Below are 19,541 nucleotides of genomic sequence, written 5' to 3'. Positions count from 1 at the left end.
AATGACCGCAAATTCAGGCTCTAAGCCAACAACCACGCGCCCTGAGCCGTCACGCCGCTTCAGCGTTGCTCCCATGATGGACTGGACAGACCGCCACTGCCGGTTCTTCCTGCGCCTGCTTTCCAAAAACACCCTGCTGTACACCGAAATGGTCACCACCGGTGCCCTGCTGCACAACGACGCCCAGCGTTTCCTGCGCTACGACGCCTCCGAGCACCCGCTGGCCCTGCAGCTGGGCGGCAGTGTGCCGGCCGACCTGGCCGCCTGTGCCCGCCTGGCCGAGGAGGCTGGTTACGACGAGGTCAACCTCAACGTCGGCTGCCCGAGTGACCGGGTGCAGAACAACATGATCGGCGCCTGCCTGATGGCCCACCCGGCGCTGGTGGCCGACTGTGTGAAAGCCATGCGCGATGCGGTGTCGACCCCGGTAACGGTCAAGCACCGCATCGGTATCAATGGCCGCGACAGCTACGCCGAGCTGTGCGACTTCGTCGGCCAGGTGCGCGAGGCAGGTTGCCGGAGCTTTACCGTGCATGCGCGCATCGCGATTCTGGAAGGGCTGTCGCCGAAGGAGAACCGTGAGATTCCGCCGCTGCGCTATGACGTGGCGGCGCAGTTGAAGGCGGACTTCCCGGACCTGGAGATCGTGCTCAACGGCGGGATCAAGACCCTGGCCGAATGCCAGGCGCACCTTGAAAACTTCGATGGGGTAATGCTGGGGCGTGAGGCGTACCACAACCCTTACCTGCTGGCCGAGGTGGACCAGCAGCTGTTCGGCAGCGAGGCGGCAGTGGTCAGCCGCAGCGAGGCGCTGGCGCAGTTGCGGCCTTATATCGTCGCGCACATGGAAAGTGGTGGCGCGATGCACCACGTTACCCGGCATATTCTGGGGCTGGCCCAAGGGTTCAAGGGGGCCCGGCGCTTCCGCCAACTGCTGTCGGCGGATATTCACAAGGCGGCGGAGCCGCTGGCGGTGTTCGACCAGGCGGTGGAGCTGTTGCAAGGGCGGTGATTCAGCAGGCGGGCCTGATCGCCAGCAAGCCAGCCCCTGCGGGATGTTGCAGGGGTTCGGATGTATGCAGATTCTGTGGGAGCGTGTTTACCCGCGAAGAAAACAACGCGGTGTGTGGCACCGGCTTCGCCGGTGTTCGCGGGTAAACCCGCTCCCACAGGGATGGCGCAAACCAACATATTTTGTGTAAGCCAGTTGTATCTCCAGCGGCCCGTGCAAGCAGATGCGGAACCTCGGGGCTGCTTGCGACTCGAATCTTCACCTTTCGCACCGCCCTTCGCGGGCAAGCCCGCGCCCGCAGGCCCTTGAGTGGCCGTCGGGGCTCGGGTAATGTCGAGTCATTGCACAGGACAGAGCACGCCCATGACCTCCAAGCTGGAACAACTCAAGCAGTTCACCACCGTGGTCGCCGACACCGGGGACCTGGACGCCATCACCCGCCTGAAACCGGTCGATGCCACCACCAACCCATCGCTGCTGCTCAAGGCGGCGGCCATCCCGGGTTACGCCGAGCTGCTCAAGCAGGTAAAGGCCGATGCCAAGGGTAATGTCGACCTGGCTTGCGACAAGTTCGCGGTGGCCGTGGGCTCAGGCATTCTCAAGGTCATCCCGGGGCGTATCTCCACCGAGGTGGATGCCCGCCTGTCGTTTGATGAACCCGCCCTGCTGGCCAAGGCGCGCAAGCTGATCGAGCTGTACGAAGCCGCCGGCGTTGGCCGCGAGCGCGTGCTAATCAAGCTGGCCTCCACTTGGGAAGGCATCCGCGCCGCGGAAAAGCTCGAGAAGGAAGGCATCCAGACCAACCTCACCCTGCTGTTCTCCTTCGCCCAGGCACAGGCCTGCGCCGATGCCGGGGTGTTCCTGATTTCGCCGTTCGTGGGCCGTATCTACGACTGGTACAAGAAGAGCACCGGCAAGGAATACGTGGGCGCCGAAGACCCGGGCGTGCAGTCGGTCACCCGCATCTACAACTACTACAAGGCCAACGGCTACAACACTGTGGTCATGGGCGCCAGCTTCCGCAATATCGGCCAGATCGAACAGCTGGCCGGCTGCGACCGCCTGACCATCAGCCCAGAGCTGCTGCAGCAACTCAGCGACGACCAGGGTGACCTGCCGCAAGTGCTGAAGCCGGGCAATGCCGGTGAGCCCAAGCAGCAGCTGAACGAGAGCCAGTTCCGCTGGGCCATGAACGAAGATGCCATGGGTACCGAGAAGCTGGCGGAAGGCATTCGCCAGTTCGCGCGGGACCAGGAGAAGCTGGAGAAGTTGATGGCTGAAAAGGCCTGATACATTTCGGGATTGCCTGACGGGCGGGAAGTGTTCAGCATTTTCCGCCCGTTTTGTTTTGCCTGGCTTCAGATGTGTATTGAATCCCAGGGCCTCTTCGCGGGTGAACCCGCTCCCACAGGGATCCGCACAGGTCCGAAGTTGGCGCTGTACCTGTGGGAGCGGGTTTACCCGCGAAGAGGCCCGATAAGTCACCCGAGCTGTCGATGACCTCCTCTACCCCATTGCCCCTCGTACTCGCCGGCCCGATACTGCGCCGCCTGGAACCCCAGCGCCTGGCCATCTGGCTGGTCGCCACGCAACCGCTGCAACCCGAATTCATCTTCCCGGCAAGCAAGGCCCAGGTCGATTGCCAGGTGGTCGCGGTGGGCCAGCACGCCTTCATCCACCTGCTGGACATCCATTTCGCCCAGCCGCTGCCCTGCAACCAGTTGCTCGACTATGACCTGCTCATCAACGGGCAGGGTATCGCCGACTGGGCGCCACATCTGCTCTATACCGGCACCCAGCGCCCAAACCTGGTACTGCGCGATCGGCTCGACCACCTGCTGCACGGTTCCTGCCGCAAGCCGCATTTCCCGGTTGCCGATGGCCTACTGTGCGCCGACCGCCTGCTGCAGGCCTGCGAAAAGCCCACAGATCGCCCCGCCGTGCTGCTGATGACCGGCGACCAGGTCTATGCCGACGATGTCGCCGGCCCGATGCTGCGAGCCGTCCACAGCCTGATTGCGCGCCTGGGCCTGTTCGACGAGCAACTGGAGGGCGCGGTGGTACCCGACAGCCAGGCGCTGTACCAGCACCCCGCCTGCTACTACCACCGCGCCGACCTGCTGCCGGCGCAGGAGCGCAACGAAACCTTGCGCGAGCGCTTTTTCGGCGGCAAGCGCAAGCCGATCTTCTCGTCCAGCAACGCCGACAACCACCTGGTGACCTTCGCCGAGGTCATGGCCATGTACCTGTTGGTGTGGTCACCAGTGCCCTGGCAGCTGGTGAACCTGGGCATGCCCAGCGGGCTCACCACACCGCGCCAGGCCCGTTACCAGCAGGAACTGCCGCTGATCCAGGCGTTTGCCGGCAACCTGGGCCAGGTAGCACGGGTGATGGCCCACCTGCCGTGCCTGATGATCTTCGACGATCACGACATCACCGACGACTGGAACCTCTCGGCGCAGTGGGAAGAAACCGCCTACGGCCACCCCTTCTCGCGGCGGATCATCGGCAATGCCCTGCTCGGCTACCTGCTGTGCCAGGCCTGGGGTAACGACCCGCAGGGTTGCAAGGCCCTGGTCGGGGAATGCCAGGCGTTGAACAGCCAGACACAGGATGAGCTGATCGGCGCACTGCTGCGCTTCCAGGGCTGGCAGTTCAGCCTGCCCACCAACCCACCCTTGCTGGTACTGGACACCCGCACCCGCCGCTGGCGCAGCGAACGCAGCCTGGCCAAGCCGTCCGGCCTCCTCGACTGGGAGGCGCTGAGCGAGTTGCAGCAAGCACTGCTGGACCACCCGTCGGCGATCATCGTGTCGCCTGCACCGATTTTTGGCGTGAAGCTGATCGAGACAGTACAGAAGCTGTTCAGCTGGCTGGGCTACCCGCTGCTGGTGGATGCCGAGAACTGGATGGCCCACCGCGGTGCAGCGCAGGTCATCCTCAACATCTTCCGCCACTCGCGCACGCCGGGGCACTACGTGGTGCTGTCCGGCGATGTGCACTACTCGTTCGTCTATGAAGTGCTGATCCGCCACCGCCAGCGCAGCCCGCACTTGTGGCAGGTGACCAGCAGCGGGATCAAGAACGAATTCCCGCGGCGCCTGCTGGATGTGCTCGACCGGCTCAACCGCTGGCTGTATGCGCCGCGCTCGCCGCTGAACTGGTTTACCAAGCGGCGGGAAATGGAGGTGGTGCCGCGTACACCCAGCCACAGCAAGGCTGGCGAGCGGTTGTGGAATGGTGCGGGGTTGGGGCAGGTGTTCTTCGATGAACAGGGGCGGCCGGCGCGGGTGTTTCAGCTGGATGCGGGTGGCGGTGAGGCTACCGAGTTTGCTCGGCGGGAGTGGTCAGGCAAGTAGCTGGTGTCGGCCTTGCCGGCCTCTTCGCGGGTGAACCCGCTCCCACAGGTTATGCACCTGCCTTGAGTCATGCACTGCACCCTCAGGTACCGCGCTACATTCGAAACCCGTGTTGACCCTGTGGGAGCGGGTTCACCCGCGAAGAGGCCGGTGCAGGCTGAAGATCAGGTCCGCTCCAGCGCATTGACCAGGTCATGGAACGCTTCGCGGTTGGAGTCGTTCAGGCCCATGAGAATTTTGTGCGCCTCCAGCACCTTGGAGCGCACCACGTCTTCGTTCTGATCCTGGGACGGCAGGTCGGTCAGGCATTCCGGGCACGGAATCGGCCGATCGACGATGTTGAACACCTGATCGAAACCCATCGACTGCAACAACCGGGAAATGTCCGGGTTGGTGGTGACCACGGTCGGCAACAGGCCCACCTTCTGGCGCGACAGAATCGACAGCTTGGCCAACAGGCCCAGGGTGGTGCTGTCGATGCTCTCGGTTTCGGTCAGGTCGATGACAATCGCCGAGAAGTTCAACGCAGTGAAAATCTTCTCGATCGTTGCATCCAGCGCCGAACACAGGGTCAGGCGCACTTCACCGACGAATTTCAGGACGAAGGTACCGCTCTGCTCGGCGAACTGGATTCTACCGGTACTCATTGAAGGTTCCTGCTCAACACCAATAGGGCGATATCATCCGGCATCTCCCCAAGCGTAGCCAATCCAAATCGTTGACGCAGCCCATCCAGGCTGCCACCTGCTGCCCTGACGATCTCCGGCAGGGCGGTTTCTTTATCTTTGAGCGTGTCACCCGGCAAAAGGTCCAGAATGCCATCGGACATCAGGCTGAGGCTGAACTGCGGCGGCAGTTCCACTACCAGGTCCTGGTAGGTGGCCTCGTCGAACAGCCCCACCGGCAGCCCGCGGCCTTCCAGGTAGCGGGTGTGCTCGGGGGTGTGCAGCACCGGCAATGGCAGATGGCCGCCAACAGCGTAGGTCAGCAGGCCGGACTCTTCGTCGATCACCCCGCCAACCATGGTGACGTGCTTGCCGAGCTTGCTATTGATCAGGCCGCGGTTGATGTGGCTGAGCACTTCCGAGGGCTTGAACTCACGCATCCTGCTGCGCTTGAGTTCGAACATCAGCCGAGTGGTCATGAATTTCAACAACACGGTGACAAACGCCGACGACGCGCCGTGGCCGGACACATCAGCGAGGTAGAAGGCAATGCGCCGCTCGTCTACACGGAAGTAATCGACAAAATCACCCGACAGGTACAGCGACGGGATGATCTGGTGCTCGAAGGCGAACTCGCTGGCCGCCCAGGGGCTTTCCGGCAGCATGTTCATCTGCACCTGGCGACCGGCGGTCTGGTCCTCCTGCAGCAGGTGCAGGCTGGCCTCCAGTTCGCGGTTGGCGGCTTCGAGCTTGTCGCGGTAGCGCTGGTTTTCCAGCACCAGCCGCGAGCGGTCGAGGGCGCGGCGCACCGAATGCTCGAGCACGGCCAGGTCTTCCAGCGGCTTGATCAGGTAATCGGCAGCGCCCAGGCGCAAAGCTTCCACCGCATCGCTCATGACGCCGGCACCGGACACCACGATCACCGGCAACTGCGGGGCGCGCTCGCTGACCTGACGGATCAGTTCGAGGCCGCCCATCTGCGGCATGCGCAGATCGCAGATCACGAGGTCGGGCTGGTGTTCTTCGAAGACCTGAAGCCCCTGCTGGCCATTGCCGGCCTGGAGGACGCTGAAGCCACTGTCTTCAAGATAGGCGGCGAGGCTTGCACGGACCACGTCGTCGTCATCGATGATCAGCAGCGTTGCACTGGTTTTCTGCATGTGGGCGAACGGCGCCGATTTAGGTTGGTGCAGCGGTGTCGGCAAGGCAGACGGCCAGCTACGGGAATTCTTTGTGGTCACACTCTACTTGAGTTGTAGGACAAGAACACTTGCCCGGCAACTGTCCGGCAACTGTGAGAGCTACCTTGTAAGGCGCAGACGGTACTCCCATCCGCCCAGCGTTTCAAGCATGCAAGGGTCGACCCCGCCGCACTTTACAGGGCAAATCACCGGGAGTTATAAGAAAGTCGACCAGCGCAACCCAATGGGAAGGATGCAGCATGCCTCACACGCCCTCCAGCCATGGCGAAAAACGCGATTTCATCCGCATGCGCATCGACACCGAGGTCAGCCTTTTGCACGAAGGCCAAGTGATTGCGGCGGTGTGCCTGGACTTGTCCAGCGGCGGCATGCAGGTGCAGGCACCGCAGCGCTTCCAGGTGGGTGACCATATCGAAGTACGGATCGAGTCCGACCACCCGGCACTGAAAGGGCTGCACTCCAGCACGGAAGTGGTGTGGATTGCCGACCAACCGGGCGGGCAGCAGAAGTTCGGGTTGCGGATTCTGGCAATGCATTGATGGGCCTGCTGGGCACCCCTGTAGGAGCGGCCTTGTGTCGCGATGGGCTGCGCAGCAGCCCCCGGATTCAGCTTCGCCGCATGAATTGCCGGGGCCGCTTTGCGGCCCTATCGCGACACAAGGCCGCTCCTACACGGGGACTGCGCAGGATCAGAAGTCGTCTTCGACCTCGCCATCCTTGACCTTGAACTCGCGGTTCTGCAGGTAGGCGTTGCGAATGAAGATGTACTTGTCACCCTGGATCAGCTTCTCTGCCGACAGCAGGTCGGCGCGGGTGTCGATGATGTCCAAGGCGAAGATCGAATTGCGCGTCGGCACATGGTCGATGTAGCGGTAGGGTTCGGTATAGGTGTCCGGGTACTTGGCCACGCCGTCACGCACGGTGCTCGGGCCCAGCAGCGGGATGACCACGTACGGGCCGCTCGGCACGCCCCAGTAGCCGAGGGTCTGGCCGAAGTCCTCGTCGTTGCGCTGCAGGCCCATCTTGGTGCCCACGTCGAAGAAACCGCCCAGGCCGAAGGTGGTGTTGACGATCAGCCGCGCCGTGTCCACGCCCGCAGCATGGGGCTTGAACTGCAGCAGGTTGTTGGCGAGGTTGGTCACGTCACCCAGGTTGCGGAAGATGTTGTGGATGCCATCTTCGAGGAACTGCGGGGTGACCGCCTGGTAGCCCTTGGCCAATGGCTTGAGGGCATAGGTGTCGAGGGTATCGTTGAAACGGAAGATCGGGCGGTTGACCGCTTCCCAGGGATCTTCCTCGGTGGCGGCCTGGGTGGCTGCCACGGGCGCCAGCAGCATGCTGGCGCATACACAGGCCTGGGTGACTCGTTCGATCACACTGGCACCGATCCTACGCATAGGTGTTTCTCCATCGAATTTCTCGGCCGCAAGCGCAAACCGGTGCGCTGCTGTACGGCGGCAGTATAGAGGCTTGCGGGCTGATAAACAGCTTTACACACCTCTGCTCAATAATTTGTGAACAACTGTTGCGCGGCGCCCGCTGTCACAGGGTGGTAACAATCGCCGAATAGCCTGCGGACTATTTGAGGGAAGTTGCCATGGACGCTGCACCCGCCTTCACCGCTGTGCTGTTCGGCTTGCGCGGCTGCCTGGTGCAAGCCGCCAATGATGGCGCCCCCTCGCCCGCCCCCGGCGCCCTGGCCACCCTCGCCGGCCTGCGCCAGCGCCAGGTGCCATGCATCTGGCTGGACGACCTGGACGCCCCCCAAAGCAAGCGCCTGGCCCATGTACTGCCCGCCTGGCTGCCGGGGCATTCGGTGAACGGCGTGCGCTGGCCGGCGCCGAACGCCTGCTGGCAGGCCCTGATGACGCTGGACAGCGAACGCCTGGACGGCTGCGTGCTGGTCAGCGGCGACCCACGCCTGTTGCAGTCTGGCCTGAACGCGGGGCTGTGGACGGTAGGGCTGGCCGCCTGCAGCCCCTTTTGCGACCGCAGCTCGCAGCAATGGCAAGCCATGACCCCGCAGGAGCGGGACCTGGCCCGTGGCAAGGCGACGCTGGAGCTGTTCAGCCTGGGCGTGCACTCGGTGATCGACCATCTGGAAGCGCTTGATACTTGCCTGCAAGACATCGCACAGCGCCGCCGCAAAGGCGAAAAACCCTGATACAGCAACGTTGATGCGGATCATGCAAAGCAACGGCAGGTGGATTACGCTGAAGACAGGCCAGAACCTTTGCCGCTTCGCTGAGGTCCATGGCTTGCCAAGCCATTGATGGAGAAATGCCAATGCCTGCCCGCGAATTGCAAGAGCGCCTGAACAGCTTGCGCGAGCAACTGGACCGCAACGTGCCGCTTTCGGACGAGGAGCTGGCCGCGCTGCACGAAGAAGCGCGCCAGATCGAGGCGCAACTCAAACTTGAGGAAGCCACGCCAGACAATAACCTGGTGGACGGCGTGAACCTGGCAATCGAACGCTTCGAGGCCGACCACCCCGACCTTACCGCCACCCTGCGCAGCATTGCCAACTCGCTGCACAGCATGGGGATCTAAGCTGCCCAAGGCCCTCTGTGGGAACGGGTTCACCCGCGAATGCCGTGGTGATGCCACCGACGAATTCGCGGGTGAACCCGCTCCCACAGGGCCCCGCTTTAACCTTACTGGCGAACCAGGCGCTTGTTATCCGGGCTGATCGCCCCGGTGCTGCGGTACGGGTTGATATCCAGCCCACCCCGGCGCACATAGCGCGCATACACCGTCAAATGCTCCGGCTGCAGCAGGTTTTTCAAGTCCAGGTAGATCCGCTCCACACACTGCTCGTGGAAGTCGGCATGCTGGCGGAAGCTGATCAGGTAGGTCAGCAGGCTGGCATGGTCCAGCGCCCTGCCCTTGTACTCGACCACCACACTGCCCCAGTCCGGCTGGCCGGTGACCGGGCAGTTGGACTTCAGCAGGTGGCTGTGCAGGGTTTCTTCCACCTGCTGCTCCGGGTTGCAGCGCAGCAGCTCCGGCTGTGGTTGTTCGTAGTTGTTGATGGCAACGTCCAGCGCATCGATGCACTGCCCCGGCAAAGCCACCACGCCTTGCGCCTCGACCTCGGCCAGGGTGCGCACCTTCACGGCAACCGGCTTGCCGGCGGCGGCGGACAGGTCTTTTTCCAGGCACGCCTGCAGCTCGCCAAGCGAGGCGAACACCGTCTGGTTCAACGAGTTCAGGTACAACTTGAACGACTTGGACTCGATGATGTTCGGCGAATCGGCGGGGATGGCGAACTCACCGATCGCCACCACCGGCTTGCCTGACGGCAGCAGCCAGCTCAGCTCGAAGCAGTTCCAGTAATCCACACCCTGCCACGGCAAGGTCTGCGCGGTGACGCCCAGCTCGGCCCATTTGGCGGTACGCGGAATCGGGAACAGCAGCTCCGGGGAATAGGTGGCAATGTATTCGCTGGACTTGCCCAGCGGGGAATGTTCGGCAGCGGGATGCATGGAAACTGACCTGAAGGTTCGAAATTGCTCCTAGTCTACCGGTTTTGCACCTCGCCTTGGAGCGCAAGTCAGCGGGATTACATCTTCGTCAGTTTGGGGCAAGCGGGTACATCGTCACGTATCATCCCGTCCAAAGCCCTGCGCTATAACTGTGGGAGCGGGCTTGCCCGCGAACACCGGCGAAGCCGGTGCCATACACCGCGCCGCATGCTTCGCGGGCACGCCCGCTCCCACAGGTTCCCGCGCTGCCACCTGGAGCTATGCCGCTTAATGAAACTGCTGATCGTCGAAGACCAGGCCCGCACCGGCCAGTACCTGAGCCAGGGCCTGAACGAGGCTGGCTTCGCCACCGAACTGGCCACCGATGGCGAGACCGGCCAGTTCCTCGCCCTGACCGGCGACCACGACCTGCTCATTCTCGACGTGATGTTGCCCGGCCGTGACGGCTGGCAGATCCTCCAGGCCGTGCGCCAGGCAGGCCTGGACACCCCGGTGCTGTTCCTCACCGCCCGCGATGCCGTGGAAGACCGGGTGCACGGCCTGGAGCTGGGCGCCGATGATTACCTGGTCAAGCCATTCGCCTTCTCCGAACTGCTGGCGCGGGTGCGCAGCCTGCTGCGCCGGGGCGCCAGCCCCAGCCAGGACACCACCCTGGGCCTGGCCGACCTGCGCCTGGACCTGATCCGCCGCCGCGCCGAACGCGCCGGCCAGCGCATCGACCTGACCGCCAAGGAGTTCGCCCTGCTTGAACTGCTGCTGCGCCGCCAGGGCGAGGTGCTGCCCAAATCGCTGATTGCCTCGCAGGTGTGGGACATGAACTTCGACAGTGACACCAATGTGATCGAGGTGGCGATCCGCCGCCTGCGCCTGAAGATCGACGACCCGCACCCCAACAAGCTGATCCATACCGTACGCGGCATGGGCTATGTACTCGAAGAGCGCACGGAGTGATGCGCCGGGTCTCACTCGGCAGCCGCCTGGCCCTGCTGTTTGCCGCCTGCACGGCCGCTGTCTCGCTCGGCGCCGGCCTGATATTCAGCCGGGCCAGCGAGCAGCACTTCATCGAACTGGACCAACAGCTGCTGGACTCTCGCCTGTCGCTGTTCCGCACCCAACTGGCCGGCATCACCACCCCAGCCGAGCTGCAGGCGCGCCTGCCCGCCTTGCGCGATGAACTGGGCCACCAGGCCGACCTGGCCCTGCGCATCAACGGCAGTGACGGCACCACCTGGTTCGAAAGCCGCACAGGCCTGCCCCGGGCGCCGCTACCCGACGGGCTGGCAACCCTGCATGCGCAAGGCACCGACTACCGCAGCCTGGCCGTGCACCTGGCACAAGGCGCCCCGCAGTCGCCACAACTGACCCTGTACCTCGACATCACCCACCACCAGCACTTCCTGCAGGGCATGCAACGGCTGATCTGGCTGACGGTAGGCCTGTCGGCGCTGGCCACGGCGCTGCTCGGCGCCTGGGCAGCACGCCGCGGGTTGCGCCCATTGCGGCAGATGGGCCAGGTGGCTGCCAGCGTATCGGCGCGCTCGCTCACCACCCGCCTGCCGGTGGCACAGATGCCCGAGGAGCTGGCCGAGCTGGCGACCGCGATGAACGCCATGCTGCAGCGCCTGGACGATGCCTTTCAGCGCCTGTCGGCATTCTCTGCCGACATCGCCCATGAGCTGCGCACGCCACTGTCCAATTTGCTGACCCACACCCAGGTCACCCTCACCCGCCCACGCAGCCTGGAGGAATACCGCGAAGCGCTGCACGGCAACCTCGAGGAGCTGCAATGGATGGCGCAGATGATCAACGACATGCTGTTCCTGGCCAAGGCCGACCATGGCCTGCTGGTACCGGGGCAAGCACCGCTGGTGCTGCATGATGAGGTGGATGCGCTGCTGGAGTACTACGCGCCGCTGGCAGAGGACAGCGGCGTGCAGATGCTGCGCGAGGGTGAAGCGCTGCTGCAGGGCGACCGGCATATGCTGCGCCGGGCGCTGTCCAACTTGCTGGACAATGCCTTGCGCTTTACCCCGGCGGGAGGGCAGATACGGGTGACCTTGGGGCCGGGGCCGAGGATTGGCGTGGCCAATACCGGGGCGGCTATCGAGCCGACGGTGTTACCGCGGCTGTTCGACCGCTTCTACCGGGTGGACCCTGCGCGCCGGGAAGGCAGTAGCGAGCATGCCGGGTTGGGGCTGGCGATTACCCGGTCGATCGTGCAGGCCCATGGTGGGCGCATCAGGGCAGAGTGTGCGGATGGCTGGACGCGCTTCGTGATTGAGTTCACTGAAGACCGGTGACATCGGGGCTGGCACGATCCCTGTGGGAGCGGGTTCACCCGCGAACACCGGCGAAGCCGGTGCCATGCACCGTGCTGGATTTTTCGCGGGTAAACCCGCTCCCACAGGATCGCATCAAGCCCAAGGCATGCGCTGTACTTGTGGGAGTTGGCTTGCCGGCGATGAGGCCCTCAACTGTTACTCAAACCGCCAGGCCAATCGCCGGCTGCACCTGCGATGCCCGATAAGCCGGGTAAATGGTCGCCAGAAAGCTCATCACCAACCCGGCAGTGCAGATGAGCGCTACATCGCCCCACTGCAACTGCGACGGCAGGCTGCTGACGAAGTACACATCCGAAGTAAAGATGTGCTGCCCGCTCACCCGCTCCAGCCAACCGACGATCTGGCTGACGTTGAACGCCGCAATCACCCCCAGCACACCACCAATCAGCGTCCCGACAATGCCGATCAGGCTGCCCTGGACCATGAACGTGCCCATGATCTGCGCCGGCGTGGCGCCCAGGGTGCGCAGAATGGCGATATCCGGCCCCTTGTCGTTCACTACCATCACCAGGGTGGCGATGATGTTGAACGCCGCCACCGCGATGATCATCAACAACAGCAGGCCGATCATGGTCTTTTCCATCTTCATGGCGCTGAACAGGCTGCCCTGGGTATGCGACCAGTCATCGGCGCGGTAGGCATCGCCCAGCCCGGCAGCGATGGCCTTGGACACCTGCGGCGCAGCATACAGGTCGTGCAGTTTCAGGCGCACGCCCTGCACCTGGCCCGGCGCCCAGCGCTGCATGGCGCCGGCATCGGCGACATGAATGTAAGCCTGCGAGCCGTCCAGCTCGGCGCCAACCTTGAAGATGCCGACCACGGTCAGGCGCTGCATGCGCGGGGTGATGCCACCAGGCTCCTTGCTGATTTCCGGCACGATCAGGGTCAGTTTGTCGCCGGTGTTCAGGCGGAAGCGCCGCGCAGTCAGCTCACCGATGACCACACCGAACTCACCCGGCTGCAGGTCCTGCAGCCGGCCCTGGACGATATGCTGACCGACGATCGAAACCTTGCCCTCTTCGCCCGGGTCGATACCGCCCACCTGGATCGGCTGCATCGCACCCTTGAACGACAGCATGCCTTCCATTTCGGTAATCGGCGCCGCCGCCATCACCGCCGGGTCGCGCATGGCCGCTTCGGCCACCTTGTGCCAGTCGTCCAGCGGCTGCACGCCGAGGATGGCGGCATGCGGCACCAGGCCGAGGATGCGCGAACTCATTTCGCGCTGGAAGCCGTTCATCACCGACAGCACCACGATCATCGCCAGCACGCCCAGCGACAGGCCGATCATCGAGGTCATCGAGATGAACGAGATGAAGTGGTTGCGGCGCTTGGCTCGGGTGTAGCGCGCGCCGATGAAGATGGGCAAGGGTCTGAACATGTACGAAATCACCCAATGAAAACAGGAAAGCGGGGTGGCACCGGCCACCCCGTGCAGTCGATCAGATCGCCACCAGGTGGCCGTCGTCGAGCTTCAATACACGGTCCATCTGGCGTGCCAGGTTGAGGTCGTGGGTGACCACCAGAAACGCCGTGCGCGACGCGCTGGACAGTTCCTGCATCAACTCCTGGATGCCCTGGGCGGTGTGGTGGTCGAGGTTGCCGGTCGGCTCGTCGAGCATTACCAGGCCGGGGCGGTTGACCAGTGCCCGGGCAATCGCCACCCGCTGGCGCTCACCACCGGACAGCTCGGCCGGCTTGTGGTTGAAGCGGTGGGCCAGGCCCACGCGCTTGAGCAGCGCCTCGGCACGCTCGCGGGCCTCGGGGATGGGTGTGCGGCCGATCAGCAACGGCATGCACACGTTCTCGATGGCAGTGAATTCCGGCAGCAGGTGGTGGAACTGGTAGACAAAGCCCAGCTCGCGGTTGCGCAGCAGGCCACGGGCACGCTCGCCCAGTGCCGACAGCTCCTCGCCGGCCAGCCAGACGCTGCCCTGGGTCGGCCGGTCGAGGCCGCCCAGCAGGTTGAGCAAGGTACTTTTGCCCGAACCGGAGCTACCCACGATGGCTACCCGCTCACCGGCGTGCAGCTCGAGGTTGAGACCGGACAGCACCTGCACCGACTCCGGGCCCTCGTCGTAGGACTTGCCCAGGTTGCGGCAACTCAGAACGGCTTTATCACTCATGCGCGACTCACTCATAACGTAGCGCCTCTGCAGGCTGGGTGCGGGCCGCACGCCAGGCCGGGTACAGGGTGGCGAAGAAACTCAGGACCAGCGCTGCACCACAGACCATGTACACGTCCTGGGCCTGGATCTGCGACGGCAGGTAATCGATGAAGTACACATCGGCGTTGAGGAACTTGTGCCCGATCAGTTTCTCGATGCCGGCGATCACCGCACTCACGTTCAGCGCGGCGACGATCCCGACCACGGCGCCGATCAGGGTACCGATCACCCCGATCACCGTGCCCTGGACCATGAAGATGAGCATGATCTGCCCGGGCGTGGCGCCCAGGGTACGCAGGATGGCGATGTCGCCACGCTTGTCGTTGACCACCATCACCAGGGTGGAAATGATGTTGAACGCCGCAACCGCCACGATCAGCAACAACAGCAGGCCGATCATGGCCTTTTCCATGCGGATCGCCTGGTACAGGTTGCCGTGGGTGCGGGTCCAGTCACGGCTGTAGAACTCCTGGTCACCCAGGCGCTGGGCGATGTCCCAGGCCACCCGCGGCGCCTGGAACAGGTCGTCGAACTTCAGGCGCAGGCCCTGGACCTGGTCGGGCTTCCAGCGGTGCAGGCGGGACAGGTCGCTGATGTTGGTCAGCCCCAGGTAGCCGTCGATCTCGCCCGCGCCCACGTGGAAAGTGCCGACTACAGTGAAACGCTTCATGCGCGGGAACATGCCGGCCGGGGTCACACTGACCTCGGGGGCGACGAAGGTGAGCTTGTCGCCGATGCCCACGCCCAGCTTGGCGGCGGCCTTGTCGCCGATCATGATGCCCCACTCGCCCGGCGCCAGCTGGTCTAGGCGGCCTTGCAGAACGAACTTGTCGATGATCGACACTTCGCGCTCGCGGGCCGGGTCGATGCCGTTGAGCAGCACCTTCTGCACCTTGCCTTCATGGGTCAGCAGGCCCTGCATCTGGGTGAAAGGCGCAACCGCCACCACCTGCGGATTCTGCTTTACTTGTTGGGCAAGGGCCGGCCAGTCGGCAATGGGCTGGCCGCTCTCCAGCGTGGCATGGGGGATCATGCCCAACACGCGGGTACGCATCTCGTGGTCGAAACCGTTCATCACCGAGAGCACCACGATCATCACCACCACGCCCAGGGCGAGGCCGATCATCGAGGTCAGGGAAATGAACGAGACGAAGTGATTGCGACGTTTGGCACGGGTATAACGCGTGCCGATGAATGCGAAAAGAGGTCTGAACATGTCGGGGCTTGTTCGGATGAAAGGGAACGTCCTTGTGGCGAGGCGCCTACGGCGGCTTTACACTCGGACCACCGCCGCTACCTTGGGTTCGCCATGACGACATTAGACGAAGAAGATCGCCGCGAATACTACCGCATCGAAGATCGGATCGCACTTCAAATCAGCCCCCTCAGTGCGGCCGAAGCCCTTGACCCAGATGTGTTGCAAGATGATTCGCCACTGTTCAACCTGCTCAGTGAACTGCACCTGTCCGACTTCGAGTCGCAGCATCTGCTGCGCCAGCTGAGCGAAAAGGACCGCACCCTCGCCGCCTTCCTGCGCGCGCAGAACAAACGCCTCGACCTGCTTAGCGCGGTGGTTGCCCAGACCCTGATCGGCGAAATTGGCCAGCCCCAGCCGGTGATCATCTCCGAAGGCGGCATCGAGTTCGCGCAAGGCACAGCGGTTGCCCCCGGCACCCGGGTGAAGGTGAAGATGGTGCTGATGCCGCGCGCCCATGGCCTGCTGCTGCGCGGCAAGGTCACCCATTGCGACCCGCGCCCGGAAGGCGGCTTCGAGGTCGGCACCGAATTCATCGACATGACCGACGCCCAACGGCAATTGCTGGCCCGCTACATCCTGCAGCGTCAGCAGCAGCAACGGCGCCAGCAGCTGGAACAGAACGACCCCGCCTCCTGAGCCCAATTTTCTCTGATTTGAAGGAACGAACGTGACCCTGATCTACGGCCACCGCGGCGCCAAGGGCGAAGCGCCCGAGAATACCCTGAAGAGCTTCCAGCAATGCCTCGCCCATGGCGTGACCCGCTGCGAGCTGGACCTGCACCTGTCGGCCGACAACGAGCTGATGGTAATCCACGACCCAACCCTCAAGCGCACCACCGGCAAACGCGGCAAGGTGGTCGAGCACCCGGCCGCCGAACTGGTCAGGATCGATGCGCGCAAAGGTGGCCCGGGCCACGTCCAGCCCTGCCCGATCCCGAAACTGGAGGAACTGTTCGAGAAATGCCCGTTCGAGCACTGGCAACTGGAGGTGAAAAGCGCCTCGCGCACCCGTGCCGCCACCACCGTGCTGGCGATACGCGAACTGGCCCAGCAGTACGGCCTGCTGGACAAGGTGACGATCACCTCCAGCTCACGCGAAGTGCTGGGTGCCGCCCTGGAACTGGTGCCGGACGTCAAGCGCGGGCTGGTTGCCGAGTACGCCTGGCTCGACCCGCTGAAGGTGGCACAGAACTACGGCTGCGATCTGCTGGCATTGAACTGGACACTGTGCACCCCCGAGCGCCTGCTGAAAGCCCAGGGCCAGGGTTTGCACGTGTCGGTGTGGACGGTCAACGAACCGGCACTGATGCGCCGGCTCGCTGATTTTGGCGTGGACAGCCTGATTACAGACTTTCCCGGTTTGGCCAAGACCACCCTCGGGCAGGGTTGAAATCGGTCTCTCCGACCGGCTCAGGCCACCGGTCGGAGCCGCTCAAAAAAGCCGGTTCAGGCCGTCGTAGGCAGCTACCCGATAGGCTTCGGCCATGGTCGGGTAGTTGAACGTGGTGTTGACGAAGTACTTCAGGTTGTTCAGCTCGCCCGGCTGGTTCATCACCGCCTGGCCGATGTGGACAATTTCCGAAGCCTGGTAGCCGAAGCAGTGCACGCCCAGTACCTCCAGTGTTTCGCGGTGGAACAGGATCTTCAGCATGCCTTGCGGCTCGCCTGCGATCTGTGCACGGGCCATGCTCTTGAAGAAGGCCTTGCCCACTTCGTACGGCACCTTGGCCTGGGTCAGTTCCTGCTCGTTCTTGCCGATCGAGCTGATCTCCGGAATGGTGTAGATGCCGGTCGGCACATCGTTGACGAAGCGCCAGCTGCCATTATCCACGATGCTGCCAGCGGCAGAGCGGCCCTGGTCATGGGCAGCACTGGCCAGGCTCGGCCAGCCAATCACGTCGCCGGCACCGTAGATGTTCGGTACGCTGGTGCGGTAGGCCTCGTCGACCTCGATCTGGCCACGGCTGTTGACCTTGATGCCAATGTTTTCCAGGCCCAGCTTGTCGGTATTGCCGGTACGGCCGTTGCACCACAGCAAGGCGTCGGCCTTGATTTTCTTGCCCGACTTCAGGTGCAGGATCACCCCGTTGTCCAGGCCTTCGACGCGCTCATACTCTTCGTTGTGGCGCACGGTGATGTTGTTGTTGCTGAAGTGGTAGCTCAGCGCCTGGGAAATTTCCGAGTCGAGGAAGCTCAGCAACTGGCCACGGTTGTCCACCAGCTCTACCAATACACCCAGGCCACTGAAGATCGAGGCGTATTCGCAACCGATCACGCCGGCTCCGTACACGATCAGCTTGCGCGGGGTGTGGCTGAGGCTGAGGATGGTGTCGCTGTCGTAGACGCGCGGGTGGTGGAAGTCGATGTCGGCCGGGCGGTACGGGCGCGAGCCGGTGGCAATGATGATGTGCTTGGCGTTGAGCTTTTCCACCACACCATTGGGGCAGACCACTTCTACGGTCTGCTCGTCGGCGAAGCTGCCGGTGCCGAAGAACACGTCCACGCGGTTACGTGCGTAGTAGCCGGTGCGCGACGCTACCTGCTTGGCGATGACCCTTTCGGCGCTTTTCAGCACGTCCGGGAACGAGAACCAGCGCGGCTCACCGATGGCACGGAACATCGGGTTGGTGTTGAACTGCATGATCTGCCGCACCGAGTGACGCAGTGCCTTGGACGGGATGGTGCCCAGGTGGGTGCAGTTGCCCCCGACCTGGCGACGGCTATCGACCATCGCCACCTTGCGCCCTGCTTTGGCGGCGTTCATTGCCGCACCTTCTCCGGCCGGGCCGGAACCCAGCACCACTACGTCGTAGTTGTAGACAGCCATGCGTACTCCTTCAGAACTGGCCCGCAAGCCACGGTCGCTCGCGGGGCGCGATCATGCCGCCGGGGCGTCATGAGAAAATTCGGGTGCAGTCTAATCAAGCGTGAACGCCGCGCACATTAACCCTTGGTCGCGTCGTAGGCCAATTTTGCCCGCACTACATGTGTGAACCATTCCCTGGCGGCGATCATCCCTGCTTGTGCTTTCATTCGCCTTTCACTGCCCGTTCGAATGCGGGCGTAGCTCGGGAGACGAAACCACCGTCGGCCCGAGTCACCAATACCGCAGCCAGGCCATGCGCCACGGCAAAATCCCAGCCACGTTCCGGGCCGAGTATCAACAACAGCGTCGAATAGCCGTCAGCGTGGAGCGCCGAGGCATCGAGCACGGTGACCGCGGCCAGGTCGTGCTGCACCGGGCGCCCAAGGCGGGCATCGAAGGTGTGCGAATAGCGCCGGCCATTCTCCTCGAAATAGTGCCGATAGTCACCCGAGGTTGATACTGAAAGGCCATTGACCGGGATGATCTGGCGGGCTATCTGGCGATCTTCGCGGGGCAGCTCCAGAGCGATGCGCCAGGGGCTGCCATCGGGCTTGCGGCCGGCGGCCTTGAGCTCGCCGGTGGCTTCGGCAACAAAGCTGGCCACGCCCATGGCCTGCAGGCGCGCGGCGATCAGGTCGACGGCATGGCCGGCGGCGATGCTGTTGAAGTCGAGCTGCACCGGGGCATCCTTGCACAGGGCCTGGCCGTCGATGTGCAAATGCCGGTAGCCCACGCGCTGGCGCACCTGGGCCAGGGCCGACGGGTCGGGCACCTGCTCGTGACGGGCCTGGGGGCCGAAGCCCCACAGGTCAAGCAAGGGTTCGACGGTGAGGTCGAAGGCGCCCCTGCTCTGCTCGGCCAGCTGCTGACCAAGGCTGACCAGTTCGAGCATGTCGGGCGGCAGGGCCAGGCACTGGTTGGCGGGCAACTGGTTGAACTGGCTGACGGTGGAGTCGCCGCGGTAGGTCGAGTAGTGCTGATCGATGTCGTGCAGGATGGTTTCGACCGCAGCCTGCACCTGGGCCGGCGCCGGACCGCCGGGCTCGCGGACGTACTGGATGCTGTAGCTGCTGCCCATGGTCGGGCCGCCCAGGCGTTCCAGGGTGGGACCCTGGTCGCAGGCGGTCAGGAGCATGAGGATGAGCATCAAGACTGTGCGCAAGGTTTGACTTCTCGGTTGACAG

The 19,541-nt window shown here is 63.8% G+C and carries 19 protein-coding genes; 10 read left to right on the top strand and 9 right to left on the bottom strand.

Annotation, left to right across the window (positions count from 1 at the left end):
- Position 1: 1 nt before the first annotated feature.
- The 3 genes from dusA (at position 2) to JV551A3_RS08635 (ending at position 4,371) form a co-directional block, all read left to right on the top strand.
- Entirely contained in the window at positions 2 to 1,012 is a 1,011-nt protein-coding gene (dusA, locus tag JV551A3_RS08650; RefSeq protein ID WP_133970895.1) for a tRNA dihydrouridine(20/20a) synthase DusA, read from the top strand.
- 363 nt (positions 1,013 to 1,375) lie between these two features.
- The gene (gene tal, locus JV551A3_RS08640) at positions 1,376 to 2,302 is read left to right on the top strand and encodes a transaldolase (protein WP_046615870.1); all 927 of its coding nucleotides are present in this window, start codon (positions 1,376 to 1,378) and stop codon (positions 2,300 to 2,302) included.
- A gap of 206 nt (positions 2,303 to 2,508) precedes the next feature.
- Positions 2,509 to 4,371: an alkaline phosphatase D family protein gene (locus JV551A3_RS08635; RefSeq protein ID WP_133970894.1), complete on the top strand. Its 1,863-nt coding sequence runs from the start codon at positions 2,509 to 2,511 to the stop codon at positions 4,369 to 4,371.
- Between the two features lie 164 nt (positions 4,372 to 4,535).
- Here JV551A3_RS08635 and rssC read toward each other — a convergent pair whose 3' ends face one another.
- On the bottom strand, positions 4,536 to 5,018 hold the full coding sequence (gene rssC, locus JV551A3_RS08630; protein ID WP_013971741.1) for an anti-sigma factor antagonist RssC: 483 nt from the start codon (positions 5,016 to 5,018) through the stop codon (positions 4,536 to 4,538).
- Positions 5,015 to 6,196, bottom strand: a complete 1,182-nt coding sequence (gene rssB, locus JV551A3_RS08625; RefSeq protein ID WP_112252175.1) for a two-component system response regulator RssB — start codon at positions 6,194 to 6,196, stop codon at positions 5,015 to 5,017. The genes rssC and rssB overlap by 4 nt, the downstream gene beginning before the upstream one ends.
- Positions 6,197 to 6,477: 281 nt before the next feature.
- On the opposite strand from rssB, the gene JV551A3_RS08620 reads away from it, so the two are divergent.
- Positions 6,478 to 6,777: a PilZ domain-containing protein gene (locus JV551A3_RS08620; RefSeq protein ID WP_133970893.1), complete on the top strand. Its 300-nt coding sequence runs from the start codon at positions 6,478 to 6,480 to the stop codon at positions 6,775 to 6,777.
- Positions 6,778 to 6,927: 150 nt separating this feature from the next.
- Here JV551A3_RS08620 and JV551A3_RS08615 read toward each other — a convergent pair whose 3' ends face one another.
- Positions 6,928 to 7,635: an MlaA family lipoprotein gene (locus tag JV551A3_RS08615; RefSeq protein WP_112252155.1), complete on the bottom strand. Its 708-nt coding sequence runs from the start codon at positions 7,633 to 7,635 to the stop codon at positions 6,928 to 6,930.
- A gap of 200 nt (positions 7,636 to 7,835) precedes the next feature.
- Here JV551A3_RS08615 and JV551A3_RS08610 point away from each other — a divergent pair, with 200 nt between their 5' ends.
- Together JV551A3_RS08610 and JV551A3_RS08605 are read left to right on the top strand one after the other, a co-directional pair.
- On the top strand, positions 7,836 to 8,402 hold the full coding sequence (locus tag JV551A3_RS08610) for a phosphonoacetaldehyde phosphonohydrolase-related protein (RefSeq protein WP_133970892.1): 567 nt from the start codon (positions 7,836 to 7,838) through the stop codon (positions 8,400 to 8,402).
- 122 nt (positions 8,403 to 8,524) lie between these two features.
- Positions 8,525 to 8,788 carry a DUF4404 family protein gene (locus tag JV551A3_RS08605; RefSeq protein WP_004376395.1) on the top strand — a complete coding sequence of 88 codons (264 nt, stop codon included), beginning with the start codon at positions 8,525 to 8,527 and terminating at the stop codon, positions 8,786 to 8,788.
- A 104-nt stretch (positions 8,789 to 8,892) separates the two neighbouring features.
- Here JV551A3_RS08605 and queF read toward each other — a convergent pair whose 3' ends face one another.
- Positions 8,893 to 9,723: an NADPH-dependent 7-cyano-7-deazaguanine reductase QueF gene (queF, locus tag JV551A3_RS08600; protein ID WP_133970891.1), complete on the bottom strand. Its 831-nt coding sequence runs from the start codon at positions 9,721 to 9,723 to the stop codon at positions 8,893 to 8,895.
- Between the two features lie 270 nt (positions 9,724 to 9,993).
- Here queF and cinR point away from each other — a divergent pair, with 270 nt between their 5' ends.
- Positions 9,994 to 10,674, top strand: coding sequence for a two-component system response regulator CinR (cinR, locus tag JV551A3_RS08590; protein ID WP_112252152.1), 681 nt, complete (start codon positions 9,994 to 9,996; stop codon positions 10,672 to 10,674).
- Complete coding sequence (locus JV551A3_RS08585; protein WP_133970889.1) at positions 10,671 to 12,023, top strand: heavy metal sensor histidine kinase; 1,353 nt, start codon at positions 10,671 to 10,673, stop codon at positions 12,021 to 12,023. The genes cinR and JV551A3_RS08585 overlap by 4 nt, the downstream gene beginning before the upstream one ends.
- A 181-nt stretch (positions 12,024 to 12,204) precedes the next feature.
- Here JV551A3_RS08585 and JV551A3_RS08575 read toward each other — a convergent pair whose 3' ends face one another.
- The 3 genes from JV551A3_RS08575 to JV551A3_RS08565 all read right to left on the bottom strand — a co-directional run bounded on the left by JV551A3_RS08575 (position 12,205) and on the right by JV551A3_RS08565 (position 15,449).
- Positions 12,205 to 13,446 carry a lipoprotein-releasing ABC transporter permease subunit gene (locus JV551A3_RS08575; RefSeq protein ID WP_133970888.1) on the bottom strand — a complete coding sequence of 414 codons (1,242 nt, stop codon included), beginning with the start codon at positions 13,444 to 13,446 and terminating at the stop codon, positions 12,205 to 12,207.
- Between the two features lie 61 nt (positions 13,447 to 13,507).
- The gene (gene lolD / locus JV551A3_RS08570; protein WP_169774647.1) at positions 13,508 to 14,191 is read right to left on the bottom strand and encodes a lipoprotein-releasing ABC transporter ATP-binding protein LolD; all 684 of its coding nucleotides are present in this window, start codon (positions 14,189 to 14,191) and stop codon (positions 13,508 to 13,510) included.
- A 7-nt stretch (positions 14,192 to 14,198) separates the two neighbouring features.
- On the bottom strand, positions 14,199 to 15,449 hold the full coding sequence (locus tag JV551A3_RS08565; RefSeq protein ID WP_015269543.1) for a lipoprotein-releasing ABC transporter permease subunit: 1,251 nt from the start codon (positions 15,447 to 15,449) through the stop codon (positions 14,199 to 14,201).
- 93 nt (positions 15,450 to 15,542) lie between these two features.
- Between JV551A3_RS08565 and JV551A3_RS08560 the strand changes: the two genes are divergently transcribed.
- Both JV551A3_RS08560 and JV551A3_RS08555 read left to right on the top strand, forming a co-directional pair.
- Positions 15,543 to 16,127 carry a PilZ domain-containing protein gene (locus JV551A3_RS08560; protein WP_133970887.1) on the top strand — a complete coding sequence of 195 codons (585 nt, stop codon included), beginning with the start codon at positions 15,543 to 15,545 and terminating at the stop codon, positions 16,125 to 16,127.
- Between the two features lie 31 nt (positions 16,128 to 16,158).
- Positions 16,159 to 16,881 carry a glycerophosphodiester phosphodiesterase gene (locus tag JV551A3_RS08555; protein WP_133970886.1) on the top strand — a complete coding sequence of 241 codons (723 nt, stop codon included), beginning with the start codon at positions 16,159 to 16,161 and terminating at the stop codon, positions 16,879 to 16,881.
- 42 nt (positions 16,882 to 16,923) lie between these two features.
- Here JV551A3_RS08555 and sthA read toward each other — a convergent pair whose 3' ends face one another.
- Entirely contained in the window at positions 16,924 to 18,318 is a 1,395-nt protein-coding gene (gene sthA, locus JV551A3_RS08550) for a Si-specific NAD(P)(+) transhydrogenase (protein ID WP_112252146.1), read from the bottom strand.
- A gap of 202 nt (positions 18,319 to 18,520) precedes the next feature.
- Positions 18,521 to 19,519, bottom strand: coding sequence for an FAD:protein FMN transferase (locus tag JV551A3_RS08545; protein ID WP_133970885.1), 999 nt, complete (start codon positions 19,517 to 19,519; stop codon positions 18,521 to 18,523).
- Positions 19,520 to 19,541: the final 22 nt, after the last annotated feature.

This window comes from Pseudomonas inefficax (genome assembly GCF_900277125.1).
Lineage (GTDB): Bacteria > Pseudomonadota > Gammaproteobacteria > Pseudomonadales > Pseudomonadaceae > Aquipseudomonas > Aquipseudomonas inefficax.
Note: the sequence above shows the minus strand (reverse complement) of the source record. Positions and strands in the feature narration are given on the sequence as shown.